The sequence below is a fragment of the Bacillus sp. EB106-07-01-XG149 genome, assembly GCF_058791555.1.
In genome coordinates this window covers 463442-476440 of record NZ_JBYTDP010000002.1, presented here as the reverse complement: position 1 = coordinate 476440, position 12999 = coordinate 463442, and the positions used below count along the sequence as shown (strand labels likewise).

The following is a 12999-nucleotide window of genomic DNA, read 5'->3' as shown; positions in this document are numbered from 1 at the left end:
TCGTATAGTATAGCATAAGATTGGGGGAGTGAGGATGACTCTTATATTTGCACATCGTGGTGCAGCGGGAACGTACCCAGAAAATACAATGATTTCATTTGAAGCAGCTGAATCTTTTAGAGCAGATGGAATTGAGCTCGATGTTCAATTAACGAAAGATGGAAAAGTTGTCGTCATTCATGATGAAACAGTGGACCGGACAACAAATGGAAAAGGTGCGGTTCGTAATTATTTATATGAGGATTTATGTAAATTAGATGCGAGCTATAAATTCGGTGATAAAGTAGGTTTTTGTAAAATACCTCTTTTAGAAGAGGTGTTAGAATGGATTGAAAAAACAGAGTTGCTACTTAATATTGAACTTAAAAATAATAAAATTTCATACAGAGGTTTAGAGGAAGAAGTTATAACGCTTGTACGGAAATGTAATCTAGAAGATCGTGTTATATTTTCCTCATTTAATCACTACAGTATGAAAAGGTGTCATATGATGGCTCCTGATATTCAAACAGCGATTTTATATCGCGAAGGTTTGCATAGTCCGTGGGCATATGCGAAAAAAATGGGCGCCACAGCAGTGCATCCTAATTATCGTTATCTTCAAGATGCCGTTGCTGAATTAACGATGGAGAGTGGTGTAGAGGTTCGCCCTTATACAATTAATGAAGAAACGCTTATGCGTAAATATTTTGATATGAATATTTCGGCGATTATTACTGATTATCCTGAAACGGCAAGAATGTTATTGCCAATAAAAAAATGAGACCGCATGTAACGGTCTCATTTTTTATTTATAAATAGTGGGGCCTTCCTACCTTCTAAAGCGAGCTTGTACTTTATTTCGTTTACGGTCTCGGTGCAAGACGAAGCCTCCGAAGATATAAAACCCGAGCCCGAAGCAGAGAGCGCCGATTAAAAATTGTAACCATAGTATAGAGAGTGGAGGAAATAGAATCCCGAATACAGTATCTCTCATTAACTTAATGCCAAACACAGCTAATGAAATAGGGATGAGTGCTAATGATAGAGCAAGGTAACGCTGCATATAAACGCTCCTTTTCAGATTATTTTGTTTATTTTAATGATGTTATATGAAAAGGGGGTTTGTCAAGAGGGGGCTGAACGAGTAAGATAAGGGTGTGAAAAATTTTGCAGAGATACTTCGAGAGGAAGTGTAATATATGAAACAAAAAGTTTTAATTGTTGGCGCAGGTGAAGGTGGTAGTACACTGCTGAATCTGTTACAAAGTTCAAATATATTTCAAATTATAGGGATTATTGATATAAATCCGATAGCAAAGGGATTACAAATGGCTAAGGAATACGGGGTTACAATTGGAGAGAGTGTAACGCCGTTTCTTTCTATGCATATTGATGTAATGTTTGATATGACGGGTGACGATGATTTACATAAAGATTTAATAAAGAAAAAGCATAAAGATACTCTTCTTATACCAGGTGATATTGCGAAAATTGTTACGAGATTAGCACATGAGAAGGAAGGTTTAATTGGAAAGTTAGAAGAACAGACGCAGCAAGGGGATTTAATTTTAAATTCTACGCATGACGGTATGATTGTGATTGATCGAGAGGGACAAGTACGCCTATTTAATAAAAGTGCAGAGCGTATTATCGGATATAAAAAAGAAGATGCGGTAGGGAAATATATTTTAGAAGTTATTCCGACTAGTAAGTTGCTTCGTATTATACGTACGAAACAAATAGAAGTAAATTATGAACTGACATTAGAGAATGAAAAGAAAATTATTACAACCCGTATTCCAATATTAAAAGAGGGAGGAGAGGTGCAAGGGGCATTTGCGATTTTTAAAGATATAACAGAGGTTGTAGATCTTGCGGAAGAAGTTACAGATTTAAAGGAGATTCAAACGTTACTTGAGGCGATTATCAACTCGTCTGAGGAAGCAATTTCGGTCGTGGATGAAAAGGGAAGAGGATTAGTAATTAACCCTGCGTATACGAAATTAACAGGTTTAACAGAAGAGGACATTATTGGGAAACCGGCTACAACTGATATTGTAGAAGGTGAAAGTATGCATATGAAAGTACTTCGAACGCGTAGGGCGGTACGCGGAATACATATGAAGATTGGACAAAAGAAGCGTGATGTAATTGTAAACGTAGCGCCAGTTATAGTGGATGGGATATTGAAAGGAAGCGTTGGTGTAATTCGTGACGTATCAGAAATTCAAAAGTTAACAAATGAATTGAATAGGGCAAGGCAAATTATTCGAACGTTAGAAGCGAAATATTCATTTGATGACATTGTCGGAAATTCAGATGAAACAACGGCTGCTATTGAGCAGGCGAAACTTGGGGCGAATACACCAGCAACAGTATTACTACGCGGAGAATCTGGAACGGGTAAAGAATTGTTTGCACATGCAATTCATAATGGAAGTAATCGAAAATATAATAAATTCGTCCGGGTAAACTGTGCTGCTATTTCCGAGACTTTATTAGAAAGTGAACTATTTGGTTATGAGGAAGGTGCATTCTCAGGAGCAAAAAGAGGCGGAAAACGAGGTTTTTTTGAGGAAGCGAATAACGGTAGTATCTTTTTAGATGAAATAGGAGAATTGTCTGCAAATACGCAAGCGAAACTCCTTCGCGTGTTGCAAGAAAAAGAAATTGTAAAAGTTGGTGGAACGAAAGCGATACCTATAAATGTCCGGGTAATTGCAGCAACACATGTGAATTTAGAAAAGGGCATTCTAGAAGGAGAGTTTAGAGAGGATTTATATTATCGATTAAATAAAATTCCAATTCAAATTCCGTCTCTTCGTCAGCGAAAAGGAGATATACCAGCAATTGCAGACAGATTGATTCAAAAAATTAACCAAGATTATGGCCGGAATGTAGAGGGGCTCACTGATTCGGCTATTTCATATTTACAATCATATGAATGGCCAGGAAATGTGAGGGAGCTTGAAAACATTTTAGGACGAGCTATTATCTTTATGAATTATAACGAAATATATATTGATGTCCATCATTTACCACCTTTACATACGGAAGAGCAGACTGAGGTAAAACAAAATAAATTATTACCTGAATTAGAAGAAAAGCCACTTGAACATTTAGTGACAGAGTTTGAAGGGCGTATCATTCATGAATGTTTAGAGAGGTTTGATGGAAATAAAACAAAAACTGCAAGAGCATTAGGAATTTCGGTTCGAAATTTATATTACAAGCTAGAAAAGTATGAGTGTGCAAAAAATAGCATGCAATAAATTGCGTACCATGCAATTTATTGCATGGTATACAAAATGCGACAAAAAAAGACAGAATGTTTTGTTATTTTCCAAAGTATTGATTTTACTGCATTTTGAATGCGTTTTCATTATTGGTAAGACCACTTTTAAAAGTTGGCACGGTATTTGCTTTATAAATAGACGAGGGACGACGGAAAGGGTTGATTACAAAATATGAAGTTAGAACACTTAATTGATCAAGCAGCAGGACAGCCTAAAAAAACTGTGGCTGTAGCAGTAGCTGAAGATCATGAAGTAATTGAAGCTGTAGCGAAAGCAATTAAATTACAGCTAGCTCAATTTCGTCTATATGGAAATCAAGAAAAAATAATGGGGATGCTACAAGAACATGGTTTACAAACTTCAGAACACATTGAAGTGATTGCAGCAGCGTCAAGTGCTGAGGCTGCAGAACTTTCTGTTAAAGCTGTAAGAAATGGCGAAGCAGATGTGCTTATGAAGGGAAACATCCCGACAGCAAATATTTTGAAAGCTGTATTAAATAAAGAGTGGGGACTTCGTAAAGGTAGCGTACTTTCACACGTTGCAGCATTTGAAGTTCCAAATTACGATCGTCTTATCTTTGTTACAGATGCAGCGATGAACATTGCACCTGATGTAACACAAAAAGCTGCTATTATACAGAATACTGTAGAAGTTGCCCAGGCAATAGGAATAGATTTGCCAAAGGTAGCACCAATTGCAGCGGTAGAGGTTGTGAATCCTGCGATGCAAGCGACAATTGATGCAGCGATGTTAACTCAAATGAATCGCCGCGGACAAATTAAAAATTGTGTCGTTGATGGACCACTTGCTTTAGATAATGCAGTATCACAAATTGCAGCAGAACATAAAGGCATAGTAAGTGATGTAGCAGGTAAGGCAGACATTTTACTCGTCCCAACGATTGAAGCTGGAAATGTGCTATACAAATCACTCGTATACTTTGCGGATGCAAAAGTAGGAGCTATGATTGCTGGCGCAAAAGCACCGATTGTTTTAACATCTCGTGCTGATTCAGCAGAAACAAAAGTATATTCATTAGCATTGGCAGTTGCGACTGCTTCAAAATAAACCAAAAAGGGTAAAACACTAGGGGGAAACGACAATGACATTAGAAATCTTCGAATACTTAGAAAAATATGATTATGAGCAAGTAGTATTTTGTCAAGATAAAGAATCTGGTTTAAAAGCAATCATTGCAATTCATGATACAACACTTGGACCAGCTCTTGGTGGAACAAGAATGTGGACATATGATTCTGAAGAAGCGGCGATTGAAGATGCATTGCGTCTTGCAAAAGGGATGACATACAAAAACGCAGCAGCTGGCTTAAACTTAGGTGGTGCGAAAACAGTAATTATCGGTGATCCACGTAAAGATAAGAGCGAAGCGATGTTCCGTGCATTAGGACGATACATTCAAGGACTAAACGGACGTTACATTACAGCTGAAGATGTTGGTACAACAGTAGATGATATGGATATTATTCACGAAGAAACTGACTTTGTAACAGGTATTTCACCATCATTCGGTTCTTCTGGTAACCCATCTCCAGTAACTGCATACGGTGTTTATCGTGGTATGAAAGCAGCTGCTAAAGAGGCTTTCGGTACTGATAATTTAGAAGGAAAAGTAATTGCTGTTCAAGGTGTTGGTAACGTAGCATATCACCTATGCAAACATTTACACGCTGAAGGAGCAAAATTAATCGTTACAGATATTAATAAAGAAGCTGTACAACGCGCGGTAGAAGAATTCGGTGCATCAGCAGTTGAGCCAAATGAAATTTACGGTGTTGAATGTGATATTTACGCACCATGTGCATTAGGCGCAACAGTTAATGACGAAACTATTCCACAACTTAAAGCAAAAGTAATCGCAGGTTCTGCAAATAACCAATTAAAAGAAAATCGTCACGGCGACATGATTCATGAAATGGGTATTGTATACGCACCAGACTATGTTATTAATGCTGGTGGTGTAATTAACGTAGCAGACGAATTATATGGATACAATAGAGAACGTGCACTAAAACGTGTTGAGTCTATTTATGACACAATTGCAAAAGTAATCGAAATTTCAAAACGCGATGGCATTGCAACTTATGTAGCAGCAGATCGTTTAGCTGAAGAGCGCATTGCAAGCTTGAAAAACTCTCGTAGCACATACTTACGCAACGGTCACGACATTATTAGCCGTCGCTAATCATTCATATATTACTTTTACAAAAGGTGTGGTTACCTCTTATGAGGTTTCCACCTCCTTTTGAATTTATTAGTGGAGGTAGCAACAGTGTCTTTAAATCGAATTCTTGTTATTAATCCGGGTAGTACATCCACAAAAATTGGTGTTTTTGATAATGAAAGGCCCGTTTTAGAAGAAACTATTCGTCATGACGAAGAACAAATTGGAAAATATAAGCGAATTATCGATCAATATGAGTTTCGCAAAGAAACGATTTTAGAAGTTCTACATTCTCACGGTATTAACATTTCAAAGTTAAACGCAGTTTGTGGGCGTGGGGGATTACTTCGTCCAATTGAAGGCGGAACATACACAGTAAACGATTCGATGTTAGAAGATTTAAAAAATGGGTTTAGCGGTCATCATGCTTCAAACCTTGGAGGCATTTTAGCATATGAAATCGCTTCTGGATTAAATATTCCGGCATTCATAGTAGATCCTGTCGTTGTAGATGAAATGGAGCCGATTGCTCGTATAAGCGGTATTGCTGGTATGGAACGTAAAAGTATTTTCCATGCATTAAACCAAAAAGCGGTTGCTCGTAAAGTGGCTGAAGAATTAAATCACAAATACGAGGATTTAAATTTATTAGTTACACATATGGGTGGCGGTATTACAGTTGGTGCTCATAAAAAAGGAAAAGTTATTGATGTGAATAACGGCTTAAACGGAGAAGGCCCATTTAGTCCAGAGCGTGCGGGTACAGTACCGGTAGGGCAATTAGTGGAGATGTGTTTCTCTGGTGAGTATTACCGTGACGAAATGGTTAAAAAACTTGTTGGACAAGGTGGACTTGTAAGCCTAATCGGTACAAATGATGCAATCAAAGTAGAACAAATGGTTGAAAAAGGTGATCCGGAAGCAACTCTTATTTATAAAGCAATGGCATATCAAGTTGCAAAAGAGATTGGCGGAGCTAGCGCTGTACTTCAAGGGAAAATTGATGCAATCGTTTTAACTGGTGGACTTGCGTACAGTAAAATTCTTGTTGATGAAATAAAAGAACGTGTTGACTGGATTGCAGATGTTATCGTACATCCAGGGGAAGATGAATTACAAGCATTAGCAGAAGGAGCACTTCGTGTATTACGTGAAGAAGAAGCGCCGAAAGAGTATGTTGTACGAGAAAAACAAACAGTAGCTAGGGGTTGAGATAATGGCAAGAGAATATGATTTAGTCATCGTTGGCGGTGGTACTGGTGGATATGTTGCTGCTATTCGAGCATCACAACTAGGTTTAAAAACTGCACTTGTTGAAAAAGAAAATCTTGGTGGTACTTGTTTGCACAAAGGATGTATTCCTAGTAAAGCTCTTTTACGTAGTGCGGAAGTATACGCAACTGCTAAAAAAAGCGAAGAGTTCGGAGTTATTGCAAGTAATGTAGAACTAAACTTTGCGAAAGTGCAAGAGCGTAAAGAGAAGATTGTAACGCAACTTCATAAAGGTGTTCAACACTTAATGAAACAAGGTAAAATTGATGTGTTTGAAGGTATCGGCCGTATTCTTGGCCCATCTATTTTCTCTCCAATGCCAGGGACAATTTCAGTTGAACTTGCAAGTGGAGAAGAGAATGAAATGTTAATTCCAAAAAATGTACTTGTTGCAACAGGTTCTCGTCCGAATTCATTACCAGGTTTAGAATTAGACGGAGAGTATGTAATGTCTTCCGATCATGCTCTAAAAATGGAAACGCTTCCTAGCTCAATTATTATCGTTGGTGGCGGTGTAATCGGTATTGAGTGGGCATCTATGCTTGCTGACTTCGGTGTAGAAGTTACAGTATTAGAGTATGCGAAAACGATATTACCACTAGAAGATCAGGACGTTTCAAAAGAAATGCAACGTCTATTCAAGAAAAAAGGTATTAAAGTGGTAACTGGTGCAAAAGTATTACCAGAAACATTGGTAAAAGATAATGGAGTAACAATTCAAGCTGAACATAACGGTGAGAATAAAGAATTTAAAGCAGAAAAAATGCTTGTATCTGTAGGAAGACAAGCCAATACGCAAAATATTGGTTTAGAGAATACGGATATCGTTGTGGAAAAAGGATACATTCAAACAAATGAGTTTTATCAAACGAAAGAATCTCATATTTACGCAATTGGAGATGTAATCGGTGGCTTACAACTTGCTCACGTTGCTTCTCATGAAGGAATTGTTGCAGTAGAACATATTGCTGGTAAAGAAGTTACACCAATTGATTACTCTATGGTATCAAAATGCGTATATAGCAGTCCGGAAGTTGCTTCTGTCGGTTTAACAGAACAAGAAGCGAAAGAAAAAGGCTATAAGCTAAAAGTAGGTAAGTTCTCATTCCGTGCAATCGGAAAAGCACTTGTATACGGCGAATCAGATGGTTTCGTAAAACTTGTAGTTGATGAAGAAACAAATGACATTCTTGGTGTTCATATGATTGGACCACATGTAACAGATATGATTTCTGAAGCTGGTCTTGCAAGAGTACTTGATGCAACACCGTGGGAAGTAGCACATACAATTCATCCGCATCCATCATTATCTGAGGCGATTGGTGAAGCAGCATTAGCTGTAGATGGAAAAGCGTTACACGCATAAAAATGTGGATTTAGGAGGTTATGAAAAATGGCAGAAGTAAAAGAAAAGCGCCATGAAGAGCTTGGCTTAAGTGATGAGCAAGTATTAGAAATGTTCCGTACGATGTTACTTGCACGTAAAATCGACGAACGTATGTGGTTATTAAACCGTGCGGGTAAAATTCCATTCGTAATTTCTTGTCAAGGACAAGAGGCTGCACAAGTTGGAGCAGCATTCGCTCTTGATAGAGAGAAAGATTATGCATTACCATACTACCGTGATATGGGTGTTGTACTAGCGTTCGGTATGACAGCTAAAGAGCTTATGTTGTCTGCTTTCGCGAAAGCTGGAGATCCAAACTCTGGTGGTCGTCAAATGCCTGGTCACTTCGGGCAAAAGAAAAATCGTATTGTGACAGGATCATCTCCAGTAACAACGCAAGTACCACATGCAGTTGGTATTGCATTAGCTGGAAAAATGGAAAAGAAAGATTTAGTAACGTTTGTTACATTTGGAGAAGGTTCTTCAAACCAAGGTGACTTCCATGAAGGGGCAAACTTTGCTGGTGTACACAAACTACCTGTTATTTTCATGTGTGAAAATAATAAATACGCAATCTCTATTCCAGTTGAAAAACAATTAGCATGTAAAAACGTATCAGACCGTGCAATTGGTTACGGTATGCCTGGATATACAATAGACGGAAACGATCCGCTTGCAGTATATAAAGCTGTAAAAGAGGCAGCAGACCGCGGCCGTCGTGGTGAAGGCCCAACTTTAATTGAAACAGTATCATATCGTTTAACAGCACATTCTAGTGACGACGATGATCGTGTTTATCGTGATAAAGAAGAAGTAGAAGAAGCAAAGAAAAAAGATTCAATTATAACATTTGCAGCTTATTTAAAAGAAGCTGGCGTGTTAACTGAGGAATTTGAAAAACAAATGTTAGACGAAATTATGCATATCGTAAATGAAGCAACAGAATATGCAGAAAATGCTCCGTATGCAGCACCTGAAGATGCATTGAAGCACGTATACGCAGAATAGGGGGGAACGTTTCATGGCTGTAATGTCTTATATTGATGCTATTACATTAGCAATGCGCGAAGAAATGGAACGCGATGAGAAAGTATTTGTTTTAGGTGAAGATGTTGGTAAAAAAGGTGGCGTATTTAAAGCGACACACGGATTATATGATCAATTTGGTGAAGATCGTGCGCTTGATGCACCGCTTGCAGAATCTGCAATTGCTGGGGTAGCAATTGGTGCGGCAATGTATGGTATGCGTCCAATCGCTGAAATGCAGTTTGCCGATTTCATCATGCCAGCAGTAAACCAAATTGTTTCTGAGGCAGCAAAAATTCGTTATCGTTCTAATAACGATTGGACTTGTCCAGTTACAATTCGTGCGCCATTTGGCGGCGGTGTTCACGGTGCATTGTATCATTCGCAATCTGTGGAAGCGATGTTTGCGAACCAACCAGGTTTGAAAATTGTTATTCCTTCTACACCATATGATGCAAAAGGTTTATTAAAAGCAGCAATTCGTGATGAAGATCCAGTATTATTCTTTGAGCATAAGCGTGCATATCGCTTAATTAAAGGTGAAGTGCCAGAGGATGATTACGTATTACCAATCGGAAAAGCAGATGTAAAACGCGAAGGTGATGATATTACTGTTATCACGTACGGATTATGTGTTCACTTTGCTCTTCAAGCAGCTGAAAAGTTAGCGCAAGATGGCATCTCTGCACATGTTCTTGATTTACGTACTGTATATCCATTAGATAAAGAAGCAATCATTGAAGCAGCTTCTAAAACAGGTAAAGTTCTTCTTGTAACAGAAGACAATAAAGAAGGAAGTATTATAAGTGAAGTGGCAGCAATTATTGCTGAAAACTGTCTGTTTGATTTAGATGCGCCAATCGCACGTCTTGCAGGTCCAGACGTTCCAGCAATGCCATATGCACCAACAATGGAAAAATTCTTTATGGTAAATCCAGATAAAGTTGAAAAAGCAATGCGTGAACTTGCGGAATTTTAATCGGGGGGACTATACATGGCTGTAGAAAATATCACAATGCCTCAGCTCGGGGAGAGCGTTACAGAGGGTACAATTAGTAAATGGCTCGTTAATGTTGGCGATCACGTAAACAAGTATGATCCGCTTGCAGAAGTAATGACTGATAAAGTAAATGCTGAAGTACCATCTTCTTTCACTGGTATTGTGAAAGAATTAATCGCTGGTGAAGGTGAGACGTTAGCTGTAGGTGAAGTAGTTTGTGTTATTCAAGTAGAAGGCGCAGATGAAGTAGCAGCGACAGCTGTTGAGGAAAAAACAAAAGAAGAACCAAAGGCAGAAGTAGCTACGCCTGAAAAAGCACCGAAAGCAAAACAACCAACTGATGGAAAACCACGTTTTTCACCAGCTGTTTTAAAACTTGCAGGTGAGCATAATGTTGATTTAGATTTAGTAGAAGGTACGGGAGCAAATGGCCGTATCACTCGTAAAGATATTTTAAAGCTAGTGGAATCTGGAAATATTCCGCAAGCAGGTGCGAAGAAAGAGGAAGCGGTAGCAGCAGTAGTAGAAGCGCGTCCAGAAGCACCAAAAGCAGCGCCAGTAGCACAAAAAGTAGAAGCTGCAAAACCAGTTTCTGTACCAACAATGCCTGGCGATATCGAAATTCCAGTAACAGGTGTGCGTAAAGCAATTGCAGCGAACATGTTACGTAGTAAACACGAAGCACCACATGCTTGGATGATGATTGAAGTAGATGTGACAAACCTTGTGTCATACCGTAATTCAATTAAAGGTGATTTCAAAAAGCGCGAAGGCTTTAATTTAACGTTCTTTGCTTTCTTCGTAAAAGCAGTAGCGCAAGCGTTAAAAGAGTATCCTCAAATCAATTCAATGTGGGCTGGCGATAAGATCGTTCAGAAGAAAGATATTAATCTTTCTATCGCTGTTGCAACAGAGGACGAACTATTTGTACCAGTAATTAAACACGCGGATGAGAAGACGATTAAAGGTATCGCTCGTGAAATTACAGAGCTTGCAGGAAAAGTACGTACAAAATCGTTAAAAGCGGACGAAATGCAAGGTGGAACATTTACAATTAATAACACAGGATCATTTGGTTCTGTTCAATCTATGGGTATTATTAATTACCCACAAGCGGCTATTTTACAAGTTGAATCGATTGTAAAACGCCCAGTAATTATGGATAATGGTATGTTCGGTGCTCGCGACATGGTTAACTTATGTTTATCACTTGATCACCGTGTACTAGATGGCTTAATTTGTGGTAAGTTCTTAGGACGTGTAAAAGAAATTTTAGAAAATACGTCAGAAAATAATACATCTGTATATTAATAAAAAGCTCGCTTATGCGAGCTTTTTATCATCTTATTTCTTCATCTACATCCTACTATATGTATAATATCTTCCCCAGTAATCTTACAATGAACGATTATGTATTAGGAATTTATGAAAATACATTGCTGATATATGGTATATGGATATAAAATAAGAAAAGAATAATTTTTTTGGCAAATCTTACTGACGAAACTGTAGTATAATATATTGTATTGTATGAAAAAGAGAGTTATTCTATATAAGTGTTTTATAGATAATGTGTAATCAGTCGTCAAAACATGAAGAATGTTGACTCCTGGTTTTTTATTTTGCTGTAACAATGTTTCAGGAGGATGTCATGAAAAGAAGTACCGAGTTTCTAAAAAGTTTAGATGTAAAATTAATATTAATTTTGTTAGCATTATGTGTTACAAGTATAGCTGCTATATATAGCAGTCAGCAAACTGGCCAATATGGAGAGGCAAACTTTGCGATGAAACAGGGTTTGAACTACATAATTGGAGTTGTATTGTTATTGCTTGTTGCAAGCATCGACTTAGATCAATTACAAAAATTGTCTTGGCCACTTTATATCGTTGGATTTGGTTCACTTATTCTTTTGAAAATACTACCGGTTTCCACTTTCACACCTGAAAAATTAGGTGCAAAAAGATGGTTTGTATTTCCGTTAGTTGGACAAATTCAACCATCTGAGTTTTTCAAAATTTCATTGCTTCTCGTAGTAGCAAGTATAGCAGTGAAACATAATGCACAGTATATGGCAAGGACATTCCAAACGGATTTACAATTAGTAGGTAAAATTGTGTTAGTATCCCTCCCGCCTATGGCTGTTGTATATAGCCAACCGGATACAGGGATGGTGTTCTTATATGCTGCTGCAATTGCATGTATTTTATTTATGTCAGGTATTCAGAAGAAATTGATAGCGTTATGTACAGTTATTCCAGTCACCATATTATCTACGTTAATATTTATTTACGTAAGGTATGAAGATTTCTTCTTTAATAAGTTAGTTACGTTACTAAAACCTCACCAACAATCACGTATTTTAGGTTGGTTAGATCCATTCGAACATACAGATCAAGGTTATCAAACACAGCAATCGATTTTAGCTGTAGGTAGTGGCGGTATGGAAGGGAAAGGATTTGGCGAAGGGAACGTCTATATCCCTGAGAAGCATACTGACTTTATTTTCGCTACAATTGCCGAAGAAGGTGGATTTATCGTAGCAGCGTTAGTTGTATTCTTGTTCCTATTATTACTATATCGAACAATTATTATCGGTTATTCTGCTGATAATTTATTCGGTACATTATTATGTGCTGGATCAATTGGGATATTAACGGTTCAAATATTCCAAAACATCGGTATGATCGTTGGATTAATGCCTGTAAAAGGGATTGCATTACCGTTCTTATCATATGGGGGAAGTTCCTTGTTCTCGAATATGATTATGATGGGTCTCATATTATCCGTACGAAAAACGTATAAAAAGTATATGTTTTCCGTCAAGTAAAAAAGCTGATTCGTTTAAAAA

Annotated in this window: 11 protein-coding genes; 10 read left to right on the top strand and 1 reads right to left on the bottom strand. The window is 37.8% G+C overall.

Annotated elements, in window-relative coordinates; genetic code table 11:
* Nucleotides 1-34 precede the first annotated feature (34 nt).
* On the top strand, nucleotides 35-763 hold the full coding sequence (locus AC3WTA_RS08495; RefSeq protein ID WP_000172570.1) for a glycerophosphodiester phosphodiesterase: 729 nt from the start codon (nucleotides 35-37) through the stop codon (nucleotides 761-763).
* Nucleotides 764-811: 48 nt separating this feature from the next.
* Here the strand turns inward: AC3WTA_RS08495 and AC3WTA_RS08490 are convergent, their stop codons facing one another.
* Nucleotides 812-1045: a DUF2627 domain-containing protein gene (locus tag AC3WTA_RS08490; RefSeq protein ID WP_001190198.1), complete on the bottom strand. Its 234-nt coding sequence runs from the start codon at nucleotides 1043-1045 to the stop codon at nucleotides 812-814.
* A gap of 136 nt (nucleotides 1046-1181) precedes the next feature.
* Between AC3WTA_RS08490 and AC3WTA_RS08485 the strand changes: the two genes are divergently transcribed.
* The 9 genes from AC3WTA_RS08485 to AC3WTA_RS08445 all read left to right on the top strand — a co-directional run bounded on the left by AC3WTA_RS08485 (nucleotide 1182) and on the right by AC3WTA_RS08445 (nucleotide 12978).
* Nucleotides 1182-3254 carry a sigma-54 interaction domain-containing protein gene (locus AC3WTA_RS08485; protein WP_000810987.1) on the top strand — a complete coding sequence of 691 codons (2073 nt, stop codon included), beginning with the start codon at nucleotides 1182-1184 and terminating at the stop codon, nucleotides 3252-3254.
* Nucleotides 3255-3449: 195 nt separating this feature from the next.
* Nucleotides 3450-4349 (top strand): phosphate butyryltransferase, encoded by a 900-nt coding sequence (gene yqiS, locus AC3WTA_RS08480; protein ID WP_000763067.1) that lies wholly within the window; start codon nucleotides 3450-3452, stop codon nucleotides 4347-4349.
* A 34-nt stretch (nucleotides 4350-4383) separates the two neighbouring features.
* Nucleotides 4384-5484: a leucine dehydrogenase gene (locus tag AC3WTA_RS08475; protein ID WP_000171359.1), complete on the top strand. Its 1101-nt coding sequence runs from the start codon at nucleotides 4384-4386 to the stop codon at nucleotides 5482-5484.
* An 87-nt stretch (nucleotides 5485-5571) separates the two neighbouring features.
* A complete protein-coding gene (gene buk / locus AC3WTA_RS08470) occupies nucleotides 5572-6675 on the top strand; it encodes a butyrate kinase (protein WP_000056196.1) in 1104 nt (367 codons plus the stop codon).
* Nucleotides 6676-6679: 4 nt separating this feature from the next.
* Nucleotides 6680-8101 carry a dihydrolipoyl dehydrogenase gene (gene lpdA, locus AC3WTA_RS08465; protein ID WP_000090438.1) on the top strand — a complete coding sequence of 474 codons (1422 nt, stop codon included), beginning with the start codon at nucleotides 6680-6682 and terminating at the stop codon, nucleotides 8099-8101.
* Nucleotides 8102-8128: 27 nt separating this feature from the next.
* A complete protein-coding gene (gene bfmBAA / locus AC3WTA_RS08460; protein ID WP_000852549.1) occupies nucleotides 8129-9130 on the top strand; it encodes a 3-methyl-2-oxobutanoate dehydrogenase subunit alpha in 1002 nt (333 codons plus the stop codon).
* Between the two features lie 13 nt (nucleotides 9131-9143).
* Nucleotides 9144-10127 carry a 3-methyl-2-oxobutanoate dehydrogenase subunit beta gene (gene bfmBAB / locus AC3WTA_RS08455; protein ID WP_000290073.1) on the top strand — a complete coding sequence of 328 codons (984 nt, stop codon included), beginning with the start codon at nucleotides 9144-9146 and terminating at the stop codon, nucleotides 10125-10127.
* A 15-nt stretch (nucleotides 10128-10142) separates the two neighbouring features.
* A complete protein-coding gene (locus AC3WTA_RS08450; RefSeq protein WP_000257676.1) occupies nucleotides 10143-11459 on the top strand; it encodes a dihydrolipoamide acetyltransferase family protein in 1317 nt (438 codons plus the stop codon).
* A gap of 340 nt (nucleotides 11460-11799) precedes the next feature.
* Entirely contained in the window at nucleotides 11800-12978 is a 1179-nt protein-coding gene (locus AC3WTA_RS08445; RefSeq protein ID WP_000831203.1) for an FtsW/RodA/SpoVE family cell cycle protein, read from the top strand.
* Nucleotides 12979-12999: the final 21 nt, after the last annotated feature.